This is a genomic window from Nocardia sp. NPDC058497 (assembly GCF_042720195.1).
Taxonomy (GTDB): Bacteria; Actinomycetota; Actinomycetes; order Mycobacteriales; family Mycobacteriaceae; genus Nocardia.
The window spans coordinates 1-20,208 of record NZ_JBHXMY010000044.1; the positions used below are offsets into that span (position 1 = coordinate 1).

The following is a 20,208-nucleotide window of genomic DNA, read 5'->3' on the forward strand; positions in this document are numbered from 1 at the left end:
GTGGTTGGAGCCGTCCAGTGCCGCGGGTACGCCGTGTTCGGCGAAGGCGAGCCAGCGGCGCTGCATGCGGCCCGACACCGCGACCGAGGCCTTGCGGCCGCCGAGCCAGAACGTCGGATCGTGGTTCAGCGTGCCGAAATTGCCGAAGACATAGGGCAATTCGGTGGCGTGCCCGGCGCCGACGCGTGCCGCCTTCAACATCGGGGTGGCGTAGTCGAAGCGGTACATCCAGGTCGGCGAGTGCTGGGCGTGACCCTCGGCGACCCAGGCGGCGGGCATCCGGAAGGCCGCGTCGGTCGACATGGCCAGCGCCCCACGGGTTTTCGTGAGGTCGGGGTAGGCGGAGGTGATCTCGGCGATCCGCTCGGGCGACATCTCCGGATGCGAGGCGGCGACATCGTTGAGCATCGCGTTCACCGCGTCCGGAGTCACCGGCATGATCGGTGACCGCAGCACGCGAAACAGCGAGGCCTCGTCGCGGTTGGTGCCGATCAGCAGCGGCACCCGATGCGAAAGACCCTGCTGGAAGCGGTCGATCGGATAGCCGGGCAGCAGGTCACCGTCGACGACCGGCGCCGCCGCGAGCCTGCCCGGCTCCTTGATCGGCACCTCGTCCAGTAGCACCGCACCGACCTCGACGAGCTGTTCGATCGGCAGCTCGAGCAGCCGTTCGGCTTCGCCGGGACCGAGTTCGAGCAGTTCCAGGTAGCGCTGGGCGACGACGGCGGCGCGTTCCTGCCCGAAAACGGTGGTGGCGGGCGGACTCTGGGCGATCGCCTTGTGGAACAACCCGGCCGCGGCGGGCGAGGTGAGCAGGGCGGTGACGCAGCCCGCGCCCGAGGACTCACCGAACACCGTGACATTGCCCGGATCACCGCCGAACGCGGCGATATTGTCACGCACCCAGGCCAGCGCGGCCAGCTGATCGTGCAGGCCGAGGTTCGGAGTGAACGGCGCGCCGAACGAGGACAGGTCGAGGAAGCCGAGCACCCCGATCCGGTAGTTCACCGAGACCACGACCACGTCGCCCGCTTCGGCCAGTTTGCGCCCGTCGTAGATGGTCTGGGCGGCCGTGCCGAGGCAGTACGCGCCGCCGTGCACCCACACCATCACCGGCCGCGGTTCGTCGTCGCTCGGCTCCGGTCGCGGCGACCAGACATTGACCCACAGGCAGTCCTCGCCCATGGCCAGATCGGAGTCGACCGGCACCATCGGGCCCATGGCCTGCGGCGCGATGTCACCGAAGACGACGCACTCGCGCACGCCGTCCCAGCGCTCCGGGGGCTGAGGCAGGCTGAATCGGGAAGGTCCGGCAGGCGCTGCGGCGTAGGGGATGCTGCGCCACACGGCGACCGGCCCGTCCCACATCCCGCTGACGGTTCCGTACTCGGTGTGTGCCAGCGGTTCGGCCTCGTGCATCCGCACGTCGGGGTCGAGATCGGACTGAATGCTCATCGCACACCTCCTTGCCGGCGCGACCCCACGGGTGCCTGTGTATTTGCTCCCGCAGGCCGCAGCACCTGGTGACTCCTTTCGAGAGTACGTCCACCCGCCCCGAACAGCCTCCCAACGCACCATTCCGGCTGGTAACAGTTACTCCGCGGACACACACGAAACTCGCACTTCGGCGCACGGCGCACCGGTCACACTGTGATTTCGGCCATGGGCGCGACCCAGGGCGCCGATTGCGCATGGTCGTCATCCCGCACCGAGCCACCACTCGGACGACACCCCATCGAGATAGCTGAAAGTATGCCAACATTGGCGGACTGCGATGTCGGCCCGACTGCTTACACTGTGCCGATGCCGAACTACAGCTTCCGGTGTCGCTCCTGCGGCGACACGTTCGAGGTGAACCGGCCGATGGCGCAGGCGTCGGATCCGGCCGCATGCCCCGCGGGGCACGACGACACGGTCAAACTGCTGACCACATTCGGGACCGTGGGCCGCGGCGCCGCACCCGCGCCGGCCGCCGCACCCCGGCCCACCGGTGGCGGTTGCTGCGGCGGGGGCGGCTGCTGCTGAGGTCAGTTGCCTTGGCCCGCAAGGGTATCGGCGACGCGCTGTAGCGCGTCGGCGATCCGGTCGCCGGACAGTGCCAGATCCTCGTCGAGCAGGGATTGGACGAGCAGGCCGGTGAACATCGCGTGCATCAGCGCGCCCGCGTCGACACCGATGTCGTCGGCGCCGAGGCCGAGCACCGAGGCCACCGCGGGCCTGGTGCGGCGGAAACCGTCGATGAGCCGCTCGGCGACGACCGGGTCGTGCTGCGCGCGGCCGAGCGCCACGACATAGGCATGGGCCAGGCCCTCGTGTTCGCCACGCGAGGCGTCGGCAGCGTCGACAGCGCGCCGGAAGCGGTCGGCCGGATCGGCGCCCGCGCGCACAACGCTCGCCCGCGCGGCTATCTCGTCCAGCCAGCGATCGAGGCCCGCGACAACGGCTGCGGTCACCAGTCCGTCCTTCGAGCCGAAGTGATAGCCGATGGACGCCAGGTTCGCGCCCGATTCGGCAGCGACCGCGCGGGCGGAGACCTGATCGACCGGCATCCGCGCCAGACAGCGCAGCGCGCCCTCGAGCAAGGCGGTGCGGTTACTCGGTTGCGGGCTCATGCTTCGACCCTAGAACGAATCTATACAAACGTATAGAATCAAGGAGACCTATCCGCTCGTGGAAGAAGACGCGCCATGACCGTCGCGCGTACCGTGGTCGCCTTGCTGCTGGCCGCCCTGCTCGTCTACTCGGCCCGTGCGAAATTGTCGGGGAAGCCCGAGGTCGTGGCGGCTTACGCCAGGGTCGGGGTCGAACGGCGAAGACTTCCGCTGCTCGCGGCAGTGCTGGTCGCGGCGGCGGGTGGTCTGGTGGCCGGATTGTGGTGGACGCCGCTGGGTCTGGCCGCCGCTCTCGGCCTGGTGGTCTATTTCGTCCTCGCGCTGATCGCGCATGCCATCCACCGCGATCTCGGTCATGCCGGACCGCCGGCGGTGATTCTGGGACTGTCGGTCGCCTGCGCCGTCCTGTTCGCCTGAGTGTCAGTCGCGCCGGTCGACGTGGCCGAGATCGCGGTCGGGGGCGATGCGGTCGCGGACGCGCTGCTTGAGGATGGCGATATCGGGAAAACCGCCGTCCGCCTTGCGTTCCCACAGCTGCTCGCCGTCGAGGGTGATCCGGAAGATGCCGCCCTGGCCGGGCACCAGCGCCACCTCGCCGAGTTCGGTGGCGAAGGTGGTCAGCAGTTCCTGTGCCATCCAGCTCGCGCGCAGCAGCCAGCGGCATTGGGTGCAGTATTCGATCGCGATCCTGGGCACGAGGTCAGTGTGTCAGGCCTGGAAGGTGCCGTCGAGGTAGACCCACGCGCCGTCGACCCGGACGAAGGTGCTCAGCTCGTGCATCGCGTCGCGCACGCCGTCCAGCTTGTAGTGGGCGATGAACTCGACGGTGCCGTTGTCGTCGAACGGGCCGCCGCGCTGGGTGCCGACGATCTCCAGGAAAAGCCACCGCTGGCCGGGGTCGAGTTCCAGGTCAGTGGGGCGGGTGTTCGGGTGCCACGACCGCAGCAGATAGTCGGTGTCGCCGACGACGTAGGCGGTGTAGCGCGAGCGCATCAGGGTCTCGGCGGTCGGCGCGGGCCGCGTGCCTGCCAGGATCGGTCCGCAGCAGGCATCGAACGGTTCGCCGCGGCGGCACGGACACGGTTTCGCTTCACCCATGCCGGTCATCCTGCCGGGTCGCGGCGCCCGTCGGCCACGCGGGCTCAGCCGAAGGGCTGGTGCGCCAGTGGGACCAGCTCGAGTGACCTGGCGAGGTCGGTGGTCTGATCGCGCCAGCGGCGCAGATCGGTGACGCTGGGCGCCATCTCGTAGTCGAGGTGATGCGCGGCCCGCGACAGCGCGGCCCACAGCGCGCCGACCTGCCCCGCGGTCTCCGGCCCCGCGTAGACACGCAAGGCGAGCAGCTGCGCCCGCATCGGACAGCGCATGAGTTCCGGGGCGATCTGCGCCCACAGCTCGTCGACAGCCTGCTCGAGCGCGAGCCGCAGAATCCACGCGACCGCCCGCGACCACACCCCACCGGCATCCGATACGGCACCGGACAGGAGATGTTCGGCAGCCTCCAGCCGTTCGGCCACCGAGGGGCGCGGGGTGTATTTCGCGCGTCGTGGCCTGCTCCGGCGGTTCACCGGGGCACCGCCGGAGCACCAACGGAGCTGTTCCGCGAGGTAGCCGGCTTGCCCCCGAGCCCCGTGGAAGCGCGGTAACGCACGGCTGTGCCACCACGGCGTGCATGCGGGCTCATGAGCGGACCGCGGCGGGTTCGTGGGCGCGTAACCAGGCGATGAATCGTTCGGTGTCGCTGATCAATTCGCGCATCGGACGGTCGATCGGCACGTGGGCGCCCGCGGTGGCGTCGCGCAGGACGCCGACCAGCCAGCGGCCGCCGACCGCGCTCAGATGCTTGTTGAGGTCGTCGACGCGGGCGCCGGGACCCATGATCGCGAGGGTGATCATGGCGCGGGTGGTGTGGGCATTGCGCACGCGCCGTTCCACTTCGGCATGGTCGAGGCCGACGGCGAGCAGTTCGTGGCGGGCCTTCGCCAGGCCGGCCGCTTCGATCGCGGATCGGCAGCACGTGGCGACCAGTTCGTCGGCGATGGCGGGCGGCAGCTGGGGTGTGCGCAGCAGGGAGCGGGCGTCGTCGAGGTAGCGGCGGACCGGGTCGCCGGTCACCCTGACCTCGACGATGGAGCGTTCGCGGCGCTGGACCTCGAGCACCGTGGCATCGAGCTGCATGCGGCGCACCGCCTCGGCGAGCCGCTCGTCGTGGGTGAACACGATCACCTGCCGGGTGATCGCCACCTCGGCGAGCACCCGGGCCAGCCCGTCGACCTTCGCCGGGTCCATCGCCTGCACCGGATCGTCGATCATGACGAAGCGGAAAGGACTGTGCGCCAACGTCGCCCGCGGCAGGAACAGCGACAGTCCGAGCGCGTGCAGCTCACCCTGGCTCATCACCCCGAGCGCCGCGCCGTCCACCTCGTCGACGGTGACATCGAGCAGCACCCGCCGCGCCGTCCCCGCACTGCCCTGCAGCCGGATCGCGCCGAGCTCCACATTGCTCTGCTGCCGCAGCGTGCTCCACACCCACCTGGCGGTGCTCTCCAACGGCCGCATCCGCTCGCCCCGGATCGTCGCCGTCGCCGATTTGAGCCAGTCGGCCGCCTTCTTCACCACGCGCAGCTCGGCGGCGTCGGCGGACACGGCGCGAGCGGGATCGAGCCAGGCGCGAATGCGCGGGACCAGCGGCGACCACACGGAGTCGAGCCGATCGAGCTCTGTGCGCGTATCGCGTTGCAGGGCAGCGAGTTCGGCGGACAATTCCGCATACGTAGCGCGGACACTCGCGGGCAGCCCGTCGTCGTCGACCTCACCGAGCTCAGCCCACACCGCCCATAGACGCCGAACCGCCGCAAGCCGTGCACCGAGAAGCGAAGCCACGCCTTCGCCCGACTCGGCTCCCCCGCCAGACTCCGCCGCGCTTCCCGCGGCTGTCGTACCGACTGTGGCTGCCCCACCATGCGCGATACCTACGCCAAGCGCGGTGCCTCCGTCGGTCTCCTGACGTCCGTCGGCAGCCGAAGCTTCGCCCGCCGATGCGGAGGTATCCAACTGTACAGCTATCGAGTTCGCGCCCAGTTCGGCTGGCACGCGGGAGGTGAGCGAGCGAGCGGCCGTCGTGGCCGCGTCGAACTCGGCGCGAGCGGAACGCAGGGCAGCCAAATGGGCACTGCGCTGGGTGATTTCGGCGTCGGCGGCGGTGAGCCAGGTCGCGTCGAGGTCGCTGCGGCCGCAGACCGGGCACGGGCAGGTGCCACTCGCGACGACATGTTCGCGGGCGCGGGTGAGCAATTCGAGGACGCGCAGATCCGACTCGGCGTCGGTGGTTGCGTGTCGCGACAGGTCGGCGGCCGCGTCGGCGAGGCGATCCACCGTCGCCGCGACCTCGGCCGCGTCGGGCAGGGTCAGGCGCAGGATCGCCCGCAGTCCGTCGGGGCCGTCGACGCCGAGCACCGAGCCCGCCACCGCGGCCGCCACCGCGTCGAGGTCGGGTTCGGGGGCCCGCAGCAGGTCGGCGACTCGGCGGGCGCGGGCGTCGTCGACATCGGCGAGTTCGGCCAGCAGGTCTGTTCTGGATTGGCGCGAATCTCGCACGGCGCGTTCGAGTTCCAGTTTGCGCAGGCGGATGTGTTCGGCGGCGGCGGCGAGTTCGTCGAGGCCGAGCAGCCGGTGCAGCGCGTCGAACAGGTCGCTCGGTTTGCCGTCGACCAGTGCGCCGAGTTCGCTGTAGGACAGGAACGGCCGGTACAGGTCGAGGCGTTGGCGCCTGCTGCGTGGATCGACCGGGACGGGACGGGCCGATCCGCGCTGTTCGGTCCAGTGCGCCTCACCCAGTTCGCTGCCGGGCGCCCAGTGGGTGGCGACCGTGAGCTCGGTGTTCGCGCCCGCGGTGAGCAGTTCGACCTCGATCCGGGCGAGGTCGGGTTCGTGCAGGTTGCGCCACCCTTCCCGCCACGCGGTCGACCGGCCGTCCCAGCGCCGGTTGCCGCCGGTCAACGCGAATTCGGCGGCCTCGGCGAAGCTGGATTTGCCACTGCCGTTGCGCCCGACCACCAGGGTGAGTCCAGGTCCCGGGTTCAGTCCCAGCGTGGCCGTCGGCCCGATTCCACGGAAACCGTGCACCGTGATCGAGCGTAGAAAGACGCCGGTGTCACCGGAATCCGGTGCGGCCCGGTCGTCGTCGGCTTCGGACAGGGCGGCCAGCACGCACTCGGCGACCCGCGCTTCCACGGCGGGGTCGGCCGCGAGCTCGCGCGCGACCATCTCGGCGATCCGATCCGAGCACATGTGCGACGTCCCCCTTCGCGCCCGCGCGCAACGCGGCGGCCGATGTGCCAGGCCGACGAGATCCTCCTCGGCAAACGCTACCTGATCACGGAGCGTTCGCCCAGGGGATGCGCAGCGCCCCAGCGAATCTGCCCGCGGGAGTGGAATGGCCATCGTGGTGCCGCGGCGGGCCCTCGATGTCCACCCCTCGCCCACCCCGGCGGGCAGCTCGATGAGGTGCTCACACCCGCGATACGCTGCGTTGAGCGGCGCGGGCGGTCCGGGCGAGCCGAACAGATCAGAATGCCAGACTTTTACGCAGGCAGCAAGTAGGGAAGCGCGAATCCGCCACAGCACCAGCGTTTTCCAGGAGATTCGTTTGCCTGGACGGCAGTTGTCGGTGGGCTGCTGTAGATATTTCGGCGACAGAGAACGGGGGAACCGATGACCGACCGACAGGCGCCGTGGACCGAGGACCAGGTCCGCGCTCTCGCACCGGACGCGAGCTCACTGGCTGCCGCACGCAAGCTGGCTGGTCGCTGGCGGGCGACCGGGGCCGCCGGAACCGCCGTGTGGGGCCTGTGCCAGGGCAGCGGGTCCAAGCCGTATCAGACGATCGTCGACCTGGCCGGGCCCGCGTACAAGTGCTCCTGCCCGAGCCGCAAGTTCCCCTGCAAGCACGCGCTGTCGCTGCTGCTCACCTGGTCCGGTGGCGCGGTGCCCGCCCAGGACGCGCCCGCCGATTTCGCCGCGGAGTGGCTGGCGGGCCGGGCGGCCAAGGCCGCGGCCCCACCGAAGGCCAAGGCCGCCGCCACGCCGTCGCAGGCAACCGTCGAGCAACGGCGGGCCCGGGTGTCGGCGGGGCTGACCGAGCTCGAGGTGTGGCTCACCGATCAGATCCGCACCGGCCTGGCCCAGACCGATCGCTCGTTCGCCGCCTACGAGGCGATCGCGGCCCGCATGGTCGATGCCCAGGCACCCGGTGTCGCGGCGACGCTGCGTCGGCTGCCCGCGGCGGTGGTGACCACCGAGCACTGGCCCGAGCTGCTGTTGCGCGAGTACGCCCGGCTGCACCTGCTGGTGCTGGCCCATCGCACCCTCGACGCGCTGCCCGAGCCGCTGCAGGCAGGCATCCGCACCCATGTCGGCTACCCGACCCAGGCCGAGACCGTGCTGGCCGAGCCCGCCGTGCGCGATCGCTGGCTGGTGCTGGGCATGCGGGTCAGCGAGGAGGAGCGCCTGTACACCCGGCGCACCTGGCTGCGGGCGCGCGGCAGCGGGCGTTGGGCCGTGCTGATCGAACATTCCTTCGGCACACCGAATTTCACCGGCGAGGTGCCGGTGCCCGGCCACGAGGTGGACGCCGACCTGCACTACTACCCCGGCGCGGCGCCATTGCGCGTCCAGTGGGGAACCCGCCACGGTGCCCCCGAACCCTTCACCACCGTGCCCTCGACCGATGGCACCACGATCGATGACGCGCTGGATGCCTACGCGGGCGCGCTGAGCAACGATCCCTGGCTGCGTGCCTGGCCCGCGCTGCTGACCGAGGTCGTGCCGGTGCTCGGAGAGCATGGCTGGCAGCTCGTCGACGCTGACGGCGTGGCCTTGCCGTTGTCGGCGGGGGCGCGGCCGTGGCGGCTGATCGCCGTGTCGGGTGGTCATCCAGTGTCGGTCACCGGCGAATGGCGCGCCGACGGGTTCGACCCGATCTCGGTATTCGCGGCGGGCGAGGTGACCGATCTGGAGACGGAGTTCCCGACGCAGTCCGCGGCGACTCCCGAACTGGCCGACCTGGTTTCGGTCGCCCTGCTCGGCACCGCCCGCCGCAATGCCGACAGTGTGGAACTGGCCGGTGCCGTCGCGGCCGCGGTGCCGCAGCGCTCCGGCGAGCCGGCCGTCCGGCTGCTCGATACCGCGGCACTGCAGGATCTGTATCTGCGCGGTGGTCGCTTGCCCGGCTCGGCGCCGAAACCCGACCCCGCCTCGGATGATCCGCGGCGCCTGCTGCCGAGGCAGGCCGCCGATCGGCTCCGCCGCCTGCTGGCCGACAAGTCGGCGTTCCTGCCCGAATGGTTCGCTGCCGCAGAGCCCTTCGACTTCCGGCTGCCGGATGTGTTGTGCGTCCAAGTGCTCACCGCGGCGTCCGACAGCGGCCTGCGCGCGCCGTTGCTCCGGCTGGCAGGTCGGCGCGGCCGCTGGCTCGCGGCACGTAATCCCGCGTGGTCGGGTTTGCTGGATTCGTTCCCGGTCGATCGATCCGTGACGGTCGAGCCTGCCGTTAGAAGATCTGAATCTGCTGGTACACAAGATCTCTGGTTGTTCGGCGCCCCTGGCGAGCGCAAGGACTGGCTGGCACAGTTGCGCCGGACCGATCCCACCGCCGCCCGCGAGACGCTGAGCGCTGCCTGGGCCAAGGAGTCCGGTCCGATCAAGGCCGAACTGCTGGCACTGCTCGGCGCCGGACTGAGCCTCGACGACGAACCCTTGCTCGAGCGGGCCCTGGACGACCGCCGCGGCGATGTCCGGCGCACCGCGGCGGGACTGCTCGCCCGGCTGCCGGGCTCGGCGTTCGGGCAGCGGATGGCGGCGCTGGTGTCGTCGTGGGTCCGGGTGGACCCAGACGGCACGGTCGCAGTCACGGTGCCCGCGGAAGTCGACGCCGAGGCCAGGCGCGACGGCATCACCGATAGCACCGATCAACCCAAGATGCGCTGGGACACCCCCGATTCGACGGTGAAGACCCTGCACCAGGCGATCGCGGCGACACCACTGACCGCGTGGGCATCAGTCGTCCCCGGCACCGCGGCGGCCGCACCGACCAGTACGCCACCGTCCGGCGCCGTGCGGGGCGTGCAGAGCTCCGCCGAGGCGGTTCCCGGTGCCGGGTGCGGTGTGCCGGATTCCGCCGAGGCGGTTGACGGCAGCAGGGTCGACACCGCGACCGCCGCGCTGACCATCGCACTCCCGCCGCGTTACGCCAAGGCGATCGTCGACGGCTGGGTCGACGCCACCCTCGCCCAGCGCGATACCACTTGGGCCCGAGCGCTGTTCGCGCATGCGACGCCGACCGAACAAGCCGTGCTGCGCCGCCGCGAACTGTTCACCTTGCTCGATGCCGCCGATCGGATCGAGCATGTGCTCGACCTCGATGCGCACCAGCTCACCGAACTGCACGCGATCCTGCCCGGCCTCGACCATCCCTGGCCGCGGCAGGTCGCCGACCACGTGCTGCGGTTGCTCGGCGAACGCGCCCGCACCACGGCCCGTCAGCCGCATGCCACCGCCGGCGTGTACACCGACCGCGCCCTGCTCACCGCCGCGGGCGTGCACCTGCCTGTCGACCTGGCGACCCGCGTCACCGCGCTCGCCGGCACCACCGAGGACCCCGCCTGGCAACAGGCCTTCCGCCGACTCGCCCACGATCTCACCGACCGCGCGACCATGCTCGAGGAGCTGTCATGACCACCACCGAACCGGCAACCACCCTGCTGCGTCCCCATGCCGAACAGGCCTTCGCCGACGAGCTGGCCGCGCTGGCGCGCGTCGACGACCGGCCGCGTCCGCCGTCCTGGCGGTTGTCGCCGTGGGCCGTGGTCACCTATGTGCTCGGCGGGACGCTCGACGACGGCACCGTCATCACGCCCAAATATGTCGGGCCGCGCCGGCTGATGGAGGTGGCCGTCGCGACCCTGGCCACCGACCGCGCGCTGCTGCTGCTCGGTGTGCCCGGCACGGCGAAGACCTGGGTATCCGAACACCTCTCGGCCGCGATCAGTGGCGAGTCGACCCTGTTGGTGCAGGGCACCTCCGGCACCGCGGAGGAAGCGATCCGCTACGGCTGGAACTACGCCCGGCTGCTCGCCGAGGGGCCGAGCGATGCCGCGCTGGTCGCCTCGCCGGTGATGACCGCCATGCGGACCGGGGCGATCGCCCGGATCGAGGAACTCACCCGGATCCCCTCCGACGTGCAGGACGCGCTGATCACCATCCTGTCCGAGAAAACGCTGCCGGTGCCCGAGCTCGGTGCGGAAGTGCAGGCGGCCAAGGGGTTCAACGTGATCGCCACGGCCAACGACCGCGACCGCGGTGTGAACGACCTGTCCTCGGCGCTGCGCCGCCGCTTCAACACCGTGGTGCTGCCGCTGCCCGCCGACGAGGATTCCGAGGTCGCCATCGTCAGCAGGCGCGTCGAACAGCTCGGCGCCGCACTGGAACTGCCGACGGTGCCCGCCGCCGCCGAGGAGGTGCGCCGGGTCGTGCGCGTGTTCCGCGAATTGCGCTCCGGAATCACCGCCGACGGCCGCACCAAACTCAAGTCGCCCTCGGGCACCCTGTCCACCGCCGAGGCGATCTCGGTCATCACCAACGGCCTGGCTCTGTCGGCCCACTTCGGCGACGGCGTCCTACGCGCCTCCGACATCGCCGGCGCCGTCCTCGGTTCGGTGATCAAGGACCCCGTCGCCGACTCGGTGATCTGGACCGAATACCTCGAGGCCGTGGTGCGGGAACGCCCGGACTGGGCCGACTTCTACCGCGCCTGCCGCGAGATCGCGAACTGACGCCAGGCCGACGGGGAGGACGGAACAGACAGCACACATGGGGTTTTCGATGAGTGAACAGACCGGCGAGACCCGCGCGGCGAGTGCGGTACGTACTCCTGCGGGCAACTCCTGTGCGGGAGCCGACGCAGGCGCAGCCAACGATCCGGCGACCGATGCGGGCGGGGCTGAAGCTCCAGCGGTCGAAGCAGGCGTGGCGACCGAAACGAGCGCGCGCGCCGGCGCAGTTGCAGGTGCAGGTACCAGCTCCGATGCCTGCGCGAGTGCCGGTGCCGGTGCGGTTGTCGATGCCGATGCCGATGCCGATGCCGATGAGAGTGCCAACCCCGTGACGCGGGTGTTCGGCATCCGTCACCATGGGCCCGGCTCGGCACGGTCGCTGCGGCAAGCGCTCGAGGAGTTCCGGCCCGACGCCATCCTCATCGAAGGCCCCGCCGATGCCGACCCGCTTGTCGGATTCGTGGCCGCCGACACAATGACCCCGCCGGTCGCGCTGCTCGCCTACGTTCCGGATTCCCCTGCTCGCGCGGCGTTCTGGCCGTTCGCGGTGTTCTCGCCGGAGTGGCAGGCCATGCGCTACGGCGTCGACCACGCCGTGCCGGTCCGCTTCTGCGATCTCCCCGCGACGAATGTCCTCGCTGCCGACGAGGACTCGCGCGGTGACCGCACCGACCCGCTGGCGGCTCTGGCCTCGGCGGCCGGCTACGACGACGCCGAACGCTGGTGGGACGCCGTCGTCGAATCCGTGCCCGACAGTGCGGCTTTCGACGCCATCACCGAGGCGATGGCGGCCTTGCGCGAAGACTTCCCCGAACAACCAGCCGACCCCGCCGACACGACACCAGGATCCGGGCATGCCGCACCCTCACAGGAGGGCTGTCCAGTTCAGGAAAACTCTTCGGCAGCATCCGAATTCGGCTCCCTCTTGCCGGAGGATCCGGCGATCGCACCGTTGGTCGTCGATCAGCACACGCTGCGGCGTGAGGCCTACATGCGGCAGGTGATGAGGCAGACGCTCAAGGACGGTGCGAAGCGGCTGGCTGTGGTGTGCGGCGCGTGGCATGCACCGGCGCTGACCGGCGCATTGGGGCCCGCTGCACCGGATATGCGGCTGCTGAAAGGGTTGCCGAAGACGAAGGCGGCGTTGACCTGGGTTCCGTGGACGCATTCGCGGCTGGCGGCGGGGTCGGGGTACGGGGCCGGGGTCACCTCACCTGGCTGGTATCACCATCTGTTCACCGAGACCGAGCGGCCGGTGGCGCGGTGGCTGACCAAGGTCGCCGGAGTGCTGCGGGCGCACGATCTGCCGGTGTCGAGCGCGCACATCATCGAGGCGGTGCGGTTGTCGGACACGCTGGCCGCGTTGCGTGGCCGTCCGCTGGCCGGATTGTCCGAGGTCACCGAGGCGGTGCGGTCGGTGATGTGTGGTGGTGACGAGACCATGCTGCGGCTGGTGGTGGATGAACTCGTCGTCGGCGAGACTCTCGGTGGTGTCCCCGACGACACGCCGACGGTGCCGCTGGCGGCGGATCTGCGGGCGCGGAGCAAGACGCTACGGCTCAAGCAGGAAGCGCTCGCCCGCACCGTCGATCTCGATCTGCGCAAAGAGCGCGACGTCGAGCGCTCGCATCTGCTGCACCGGCTGCGGCTGCTCGGCATCGACTGGGGGACCCCGACCGTCGGCGAGGTCCGAAACACCGGCACCTTCCGCGAGACCTGGACGCTGCGCTGGGAACCGGAATTCGAGGTCCGCATCGTCGAGGCGGCGGTGTGGGGAACGACGCTGCGCACCGCGGCCGAGGCCAAGATCCTCGACACCGCGAGCCGTGACGGTGTGTCCGTCACCGAACTCGCCGACGCGCTCGAGATGGCTCTGCTCGCCGACCTGGGTGGTGCCACCGACGGTTTGATCACCCGGCTGGAAGCGGCCGCCGCCCTCGACCACGACGTCACCCACCTCCTCGGCGCCCTGCCCGGTCTGACCCGCACGCTGCGCTACGGCGATGTCCGCGGCACCGACACCAAGGCGCTGGCCCATGTCGCCGACGGCCTGCTGGTGCGGATCTGCGCCGGCCTGCCCGGTGCCGTCACCGGCCTCGATACCGATGCCGCCGAGGCGCTCCGGGCCCAGATCGACGCCGCGCACACCGCGATCAGCACCCGCGACGACGACCACGCCACCACCGAATGGCTGGCGACCCTGCGGCGCATCGCCGACCGCGACGATGTGCACGGCGCGATCGGCGGCCGCGCGGTCCGCCTGCTCTGCGACGCCGAACGCATCGACGACGCCGATTCGGCCCGCCGCCTGGCCGCCGCCCTCTCCATCGGCAACACCCCCGCCGCCAAGGCCGCCTGGATCGACGGCTTCCTCGGCGGCCGCGGCCTGCTCTTGGTGCACGACCGGGAGTTGTTGCGCCGCATCGACGAGTGGCTCCGCGAACTCACCGAGGACCAGTTCGTCGCCACCCTCCCCCTACTGCGCCGCACCTTCGGCTCCTTCGAATCCGGCGAACGCCGCGCCATCGGCCAAGCCCTGCGCGACACCGGCTCCGCACCGCCCACCCCCACCGGCGCCACCGCCATCGACCCCGCACGCGGGCAGCTGGCCCTGCGCGCCGCCGCCGCGATCCTCGGCGCCGCCGGATGACGACCCCACCGCCCGCAAGCAGCGAGCCCGTGCCCGGCAGGAGATCCCAGACCGGAACGGCGCGAGCCGACGCCCCGCTGCCGCACACGACCCCGCTCGATCACCAGGAGCAGCACGCATGACCGATATCGACGAAACCCATTCGCGCCGATGGCGGCTCGTCCTCGGCCAAGCCGCCGAAGAACAGCTCGGCGGTCTGTCCTCGGGCCCCGATCAGGCGATGGATCAGGCGCTCGGCGCGCTCTATAACACCGGGGAGGCAGGCGGGTCGACGAAAAGGTCCGGTGGGCTGGGGGGCTCGGCGCCCCGAGTGGCGCGCTGGCTCGGCGACATCCGCACCTACTTTCCCGCGACCGTGGTCGAGGTGATGCAGCGCGATGCCGTGCAGCGGCTGAATCTCACCCAGTTGCTGCTCGAGCCCGAGCTACTGGAATCGGTGGAACCCGATGTGCATCTGGTGGGTACGCTGCTCGGCCTCAACCGGGTGATGCCGGAGACCACGAAGGCCACCGCGCGGATGGTGGTCGAGAAGGTGGTGCGCGAGATAGAGCGGCGCATCGCCGCCAAGACCGTCGCCGCGGTCTCGGGCGCCATCAATCGCGCTGCCCGCACCCACCGGCCGAAGCTGCGCGACATCGATTTCGATCGCACCATCCGCAAGAACCTGGCCAACTATCTGCCGGAGCACCGGACCGTGGTGCCTGAACGGCTGGTCGGCTACGGGCGCAAGGCGCAGTCGATCCAGCGCGATGTGGTGCTGGCGATCGACCAATCCGGGTCGATGGCGGCCAGTGTCGTCTACGCGTCGGTGTTCGGTGCGGTCCTGGCGTCGATGCGCTCGCTGAAGACGTCGCTGGTGGTGTTCGACACCGAGGTCGTCGACCTGACCGAGCAGCTCAGTGATCCGGTCGACGTGCTGTTCGGCACCCAGCTCGGCGGCGGCACCGACATCAATCGCGCCATCGCCTACTCGCAGTCGCTGATCACCCGGCCCACCGACAGCCTGTTCGTGCTCATCTCCGATCTGTACGAGGGCGGGGTCCGCGAGGAGATGCTGCGCCGGTGCAATGCGATGAAGGAAGCGGGCGTCCAGGTGGTGGTCCTGCTCGCGCTCTCCGATGAGGGCGCACCCGCCTACGACCACGAGAACGCCGCCGCGCTGGCCGCTCTCGGCATCCCGGCCTTCGCCTGTACCCCGGACAAATTCCCCGACCTGCTGGCCACCGCCCTGGACCGTGGCGATATCACGCACTGGGCCGACACTCACGCTCCGGCCGTGTGAGACCGCGAGTTTCGCTAGGCTGCACAGCGATCGGGTTCGGTGAACGGGGTGAGGCGATGGTGCGGCGCGGAGAGGTGTTCGCCGGGTTCGTCATCGAGCGGGAGCTGGGGCGCGGCGGGATGGGCGCGGTGTACGCGGCCCGTGATCGGCGGCTGCCACGGCTGACCGCGCTGAAATTGATGCACCGTGACCTGTTCAGCGACTTCGAGATCCGGACCAGGTTCGAGCGGGAAGCCGATCTGGTCGCCCAGCTCGACCACCCGAACATCATCACCGTCTACGACCGCGGTGTCGACGAGGACCGGTTGTGGATCGCCATGCAGTTCGTCGACGGTGTCGACGCGGCGGCGGTCCCGGTGCAGCAGTTCGGGATCGAGCGGATCGCGCAGATCATCACCCAGACGGCGAGCGCCCTGGACTACGCGCACCGCCAGGGCGTGCTGCACCGCGATGTGAAACCGGCCAACATCCTGCTGTCCCGGACAGCGGGCGTCGGCGCGGGCTTCGACGAGCGCGTCGTACTCACCGACTTCGGCATCGCGAAACTCCTCGACGACACCGGCGGCCTGACCCGCACCGGCCAGTTCACCGCCACCATCGCCTACGCCTCCCCCGAACAGCTCAGCAGCGCACCGCTGGACCATCGCGGCGACCAGTACTCCCTGGCCTGCACCGTCTTCCGAATGCTCACCGGCAGCGGTCCCTACGATGCGCCCAACCCGGCCACCGTCATGCTCGGCCACCTCAACGCGGTTCCCCCACGTGCCAGCACCCGCCGGTCCGCCCTGCCCGCAGCGATCGACGCTGTCCTCGCCAAGGCGATGGCCAAGGACCCGACGCGACGGTTCCCCACCTGCACGGATTTCGCCGCCGCTTTCACCGAAGCCCTCAACCACCGAGCGCAGACCCCGCCGAGCGGCTCTCTGCCCATCGGGGCCTCGGCTCCGGTCTGGCCCGGCTCCATCCCGTCCACACCTGCCACAGGTCGCACGCCGGATTACCGGTCCGGCACCGACATCCGTGGCGGCGCCGTGCCGTCGACCAGCACAGAGAGTCCGTCACGCACCGATTCTCGGCAGGCTCGTCGGGCCGCGGAACCCGACCTGGCACGACGGCTCGACCCGACCGCGCGGGGCGAAGCGCCCGCAGGCCACCTGCCGCGGATCGACACACGGCACCCGGAAAGGCACACCGGCACTTCAGCTTCCGGTCAGGGCAGCGTCGGGAAGCAGGCCGGTGCGGGGCAGGGCTCCGCGTCCCGGCTCGAACACTCGCGGCGGAGCAGCGACGCCGTGGCCAGCGCGGCATCGGTGTGGTTGAACGCCGTGCACGGTTGCCTGCTGGGTGGCGCGATCGGCGACGCGCTGGGCGCGCCGGTGGAAACCAGGACGCTGCACCAGATTCGGGAGCGCTACGGCCGGAGTGGGGTGTCCGACGAAGCCGACGACCTGCGTATCTCCGAGGAAACGCAATTGACCGCGTTCACCGTGGAGGCGCTGATCCGTGGATCGGTGCGAGCCAGGTCGAAGGGGATCGGCGGTGCCACGATGGGACTGCTCCAACAGGGCATGCTGGTGTGGCTGCGCGGCCAAGGGGTGGGGCTGCCCGACCAGTCGGTCACGCTGCACAGCGCGCTCAGCGGATACCCCGAACTCACCGAACAGCGTGGTGTCGCGGCCTCGGTGTACGCGGCGTTGCGGGCGGCTGCCGAAAGTGGCGCGCCGACGAATCCGCTGGGCACCCGCGCCCACCCGATCAACAACTCGAAGGGCAGCGGCGCGGTGATGCGGGCAGCACCCTGCGGATTCGGCTATGCCGCAGACCGTTCCGGTGCCGCGCTCAGCGCGATCTTCGAATTAGGTTGCGATGCGGCGGCACTCACCCACGGTCACCCCAGCGGCTGGCTCCCCGCGGGCACCCTGGCCGCGCTGGTCTACCAGCTCTGCCGCGGCACCGATACCGCGACAGCCCTCGACCTGGCCCGCGCCGAACTCGCTACCTACCCCGACCATGCTGAGACCTCGGCCGCGCTCGAGGCGGCGATCGCACTGGTCGCCCGCACCACGAAGCCGGGCAGCGCCCCGGCCCCCGAAGATCTCGAGACCCTCGGCCAGGGCTGGATCGGCCCCGAGGCACTCGCGATCGCCGTCTTCGCCTTGCTCGCCGCGGAGGCCGTCGGCGGACCACCGCACCTGATCGTCCGCACCGGACTCCTGTTGTCGGTCAACCACTCCGGGGACAGCGATGCCACCGGCTCGATCGCAGGCAGCCTCCTCGGCGCCCGCTACGGTCGCGCCGCTCTCCCCCGCCGCTGGTCCGACACCGTCGATGCCCGAACCGCCCTGGACCGCCTCGCCACCGACTACTGCACCGAATTCGGCCTCACCCCACCCCGGACCGACGACGGACTACCCACCCAGGACTGGCGCGACCGGTACCCCGCGTAGGCATTAGACCAGGTCAACGCTGTTCGAATTCGGTCCCCGCGATATCGTCATAGAACTTCGGCCCCATCATGATTCGATCTTCTGGCGCGACTGCATCTCGCAACCGCTGAGCCTCGTCTAACATGCGCCGAAACTCCCTGATCTCCTCGGGTGTAGGAGCTTCAACGCCAGCCTCTTCAGGCGTGGAGAATGTCTTTCCCGCGACACGCTCACTCACGGTGGAGACCTTAGCCGGTGCAATCGCGAACTCTGTTGCCTCGCTGGTAGATTCCGACAACCGCATCCCCTAATCCGACCTGATCGCGAACGGGCTCGCCACCGACGGTGTCACCGGCGAGCCCGTTCGAAGATCTACAGGTCCGCGATGGCGGCCAGTGGGGGTGTGCGGGCCGCGCGGACGCCGGGCCAGACGGCGGCCAGGACGCCGACCACACCCGAGGCGATCAACACGGTGACCAATTGCGACCACGGAATGGTGATCTGGTCGATGCCCAGGTCACGCAGGGTGCGCAGGAAGCCGACGCCGAGGGCGATACCCAAGACCAAGCCCACGATGGCGCCGAAGATGGCGATCAGCATGGATTCCAGGTAGATCGTGCGGCGCACCTGGGATCGCTGGGTGCCGACGGCGCGGAGCATGCCGATCTCGCGGCGGCGTTCGACCACCGACAGGGCGAGGGTGTTGATGATGCCGAGCACGGCGATCACCACCGCCAGCGCCAGCAGACCGTAGAGGATGGCGAGCAGGGTGTTGATCTGCTTGCCCTGCGCGCCCTTGAACTGCTCGTGGTCCTGCACCTGCACGACGACGAACGGTTCGGTGGCCTTCTCCAGATTCGCCCGCATGGCGGTGAGATCGGTGCCGGGCTCCGCCTTCACCAGCACGAAGGCATTGGTGCGCAGGCTCGGCGGCATCAACTGCTCGTAGACGCCAGGGTCGACGACCATCGCGCCGAGCAGCGGCGAGTTGGCGAAGACGCCGCCGACGGTGAGCTCGAGCTTCTTGCTGTCGAGGCTGGTGATGGTGATCGTGTCGCCCACCTGCCAGCCGCGATCGCCTGCCTCGGTCTCGTCGACGAGCACCTCGTTCGCACCGATGGTGGTGGAACCGCTGAGCACGTCGATGTCCATCACCGGGTCGATCGGCCCGTCCGGGGAGGTGGCGACGATCTGCTCGTCACCGACCTTGAACGCGACGACCCTGATCCCGGTGACATCGCTGACCCCGGACACCTGGGTGCGCACGGCGTCCACCGCACCGAGCGGCGCGCCGATCATCTGCGGACCGGCGAGCACGTATTCGGCCTTCACACCCTTGTCGATCAGCACGCCGACGCTGGTTTTCGCCGAGGCGCCGAGGATGCCGATCGCCGAGACCAGCATCAGCCCGAGGGTGAGCGCGAACGCGGTGGCCGCGGTGCGGCGCGGATTGCGCACGGCGTTGTTGCGGGCCATCTGCCCGATCGCGCCGAACGGCCGGGTGAGCACACCGAGCACGAGCACCATCGGCCGCGACAGCGCGGGCGCGGCCAGCAGCACGGCCAGGATCAACCCGAGCGCACCGATGCCGACGGTCACCGCGGAGCCCTTGCCGGTGCCCTGCGCGCCGACGTACACGAGCACGCCACCGGCCACAGCCATGACCGCGCCGACGGCGGTCCGCACATGCAACGAGTCACCGGCGCTGGCGAATTCCGAGCGCATCGCCTCGACCGGCGGCACCTTCGCGGCACGGCGAGCAGGCGCGTAGGCACTGGCCACGGTCACGATCAGGCCGACGAGCAGGGCGACGATCGCGGTCCGCGGCAACACGGTCAGCGACCCGGTGGGCAGGCCGAGATCGAACGCGTTGAGCACCGCCGACAACCCGAACGCCAGCCCGATGCCCGCGGCGAGACCGATCGCGCTGCCGATCAGGCCGATCACGACGGCCTCGCCGACCACCGACCGGCCGACCTGCTGGCGGCTCGCGCCGATCGCGCGCAGCAATGCCAGTTCGCGCAGACGCTGGGCCACGATCATCGAGAAGGTGTTGTAGATGATGAACGTGCCGACGATCAGCGCGATCGCACCGAAGGCGAGCAGGAAGTAGTTGATGAAGGTGAGCGCCTCCGAGACCTCCTTCTTCATGTCCTCGCGGACCTCGTCGGCGTTCTGCACCTTGTAGTTGGGCAGGCCGGCGGCGAGCTGGTCGCGCAGGTCGTCGGCCGAGACGCCCGGTGCGGCCGCGAGGTCGGCGTAGGCGACGTGTGAGCCGTCGGTGAACAGCTTGCGCGCCTGCGGTTCGGTGAACATCACCGCGACCACGCCGCCGCCCTCGGTACCCCGCATCTCGTAGACGCCGGACAGGGTCACCTCGAACGGGTCACCCTTGGACGGGATGAGC

15 protein-coding genes are annotated in these 20,208 nt (G+C 70.2%); 7 read left to right on the top strand and 8 right to left on the bottom strand.

Going from position 1 to position 20,208, the window contains the following annotated elements:
- Positions 1-1,419: carboxylesterase/lipase family protein (locus tag ACFWPJ_RS05500; protein WP_378847550.1), on the bottom strand; the 1,419-nt coding region annotated here is incomplete at its 3' end.
- A 384-nt stretch (positions 1,420-1,803) separates the two neighbouring features.
- On the opposite strand from ACFWPJ_RS05500, the gene ACFWPJ_RS05505 reads away from it, so the two are divergent.
- Positions 1,804-2,025: a zinc ribbon domain-containing protein gene (locus ACFWPJ_RS05505; RefSeq protein ID WP_378847516.1), complete on the top strand. Its 222-nt coding sequence runs from the start codon at positions 1,804-1,806 to the stop codon at positions 2,023-2,025.
- 2 nt (positions 2,026-2,027) lie between these two features.
- On the opposite strand, the gene ACFWPJ_RS05510 is transcribed toward ACFWPJ_RS05505, so the two are convergent.
- On the bottom strand, positions 2,028-2,612 hold the full coding sequence (locus ACFWPJ_RS05510; protein ID WP_378847519.1) for a TetR/AcrR family transcriptional regulator: 585 nt from the start codon (positions 2,610-2,612) through the stop codon (positions 2,028-2,030).
- Positions 2,613-2,687: 75 nt separating this feature from the next.
- Here ACFWPJ_RS05510 and ACFWPJ_RS05515 point away from each other — a divergent pair, with 75 nt between their 5' ends.
- Positions 2,688-3,029 (top strand): DoxX family protein, encoded by a 342-nt coding sequence (locus tag ACFWPJ_RS05515; protein ID WP_378847521.1) that lies wholly within the window; start codon positions 2,688-2,690, stop codon positions 3,027-3,029.
- A gap of 3 nt (positions 3,030-3,032) precedes the next feature.
- Here ACFWPJ_RS05515 and ACFWPJ_RS05520 read toward each other — a convergent pair whose 3' ends face one another.
- From ACFWPJ_RS05520 to ACFWPJ_RS05535, 4 genes are all read right to left on the bottom strand, one after another.
- Positions 3,033-3,308: a SelT/SelW/SelH family protein gene (locus tag ACFWPJ_RS05520; protein ID WP_378847524.1), complete on the bottom strand. Its 276-nt coding sequence runs from the start codon at positions 3,306-3,308 to the stop codon at positions 3,033-3,035.
- 12 nt (positions 3,309-3,320) lie between these two features.
- Positions 3,321-3,719, bottom strand: coding sequence for a YchJ family protein (locus ACFWPJ_RS05525; protein ID WP_378847527.1), 399 nt, complete (start codon positions 3,717-3,719; stop codon positions 3,321-3,323).
- Positions 3,720-3,754: 35 nt separating this feature from the next.
- Positions 3,755-4,180 carry a hypothetical protein gene (locus tag ACFWPJ_RS05530; RefSeq protein WP_378847529.1) on the bottom strand — a complete coding sequence of 142 codons (426 nt, stop codon included), beginning with the start codon at positions 4,178-4,180 and terminating at the stop codon, positions 3,755-3,757.
- Positions 4,181-4,292: 112 nt separating this feature from the next.
- Positions 4,293-6,902 (bottom strand): AAA family ATPase, encoded by a 2,610-nt coding sequence (locus tag ACFWPJ_RS05535; RefSeq protein ID WP_378847531.1) that lies wholly within the window; start codon positions 6,900-6,902, stop codon positions 4,293-4,295.
- A 423-nt stretch (positions 6,903-7,325) separates the two neighbouring features.
- Here ACFWPJ_RS05535 and ACFWPJ_RS05540 point away from each other — a divergent pair, with 423 nt between their 5' ends.
- The 5 genes from ACFWPJ_RS05540 to ACFWPJ_RS05560 all read left to right on the top strand — a co-directional run bounded on the left by ACFWPJ_RS05540 (position 7,326) and on the right by ACFWPJ_RS05560 (position 17,822).
- A complete protein-coding gene (locus tag ACFWPJ_RS05540) occupies positions 7,326-10,346 on the top strand; it encodes a DUF5691 domain-containing protein (protein ID WP_378847533.1) in 3,021 nt (1,006 codons plus the stop codon).
- Positions 10,343-11,443, top strand: coding sequence for an AAA family ATPase (locus tag ACFWPJ_RS05545; protein WP_378847535.1), 1,101 nt, complete (start codon positions 10,343-10,345; stop codon positions 11,441-11,443). Before ACFWPJ_RS05540 ends, ACFWPJ_RS05545 begins: the two co-directional genes overlap by 4 nt.
- Positions 11,444-11,492: 49 nt before the next feature.
- A complete protein-coding gene (locus ACFWPJ_RS05550) occupies positions 11,493-14,093 on the top strand; it encodes a DUF5682 family protein (RefSeq protein ID WP_378847537.1) in 2,601 nt (866 codons plus the stop codon).
- Positions 14,094-14,211: 118 nt separating this feature from the next.
- Positions 14,212-15,375, top strand: coding sequence for a VWA domain-containing protein (locus ACFWPJ_RS05555; RefSeq protein ID WP_378847539.1), 1,164 nt, complete (start codon positions 14,212-14,214; stop codon positions 15,373-15,375).
- 56 nt (positions 15,376-15,431) lie between these two features.
- Positions 15,432-17,822, top strand: coding sequence for an ADP-ribosylglycohydrolase family protein (locus ACFWPJ_RS05560; protein WP_378847542.1), 2,391 nt, complete (start codon positions 15,432-15,434; stop codon positions 17,820-17,822).
- A gap of 13 nt (positions 17,823-17,835) precedes the next feature.
- On the opposite strand, the gene ACFWPJ_RS05565 is transcribed toward ACFWPJ_RS05560, so the two are convergent.
- Positions 17,836-18,039 carry a hypothetical protein gene (locus ACFWPJ_RS05565; protein WP_378847544.1) on the bottom strand — a complete coding sequence of 68 codons (204 nt, stop codon included), beginning with the start codon at positions 18,037-18,039 and terminating at the stop codon, positions 17,836-17,838.
- A gap of 134 nt (positions 18,040-18,173) precedes the next feature.
- On the bottom strand, positions 18,174-20,208 hold a 2,035-nt coding region (locus ACFWPJ_RS05570; protein ID WP_378847547.1), incomplete at its 5' end, for an ABC transporter permease.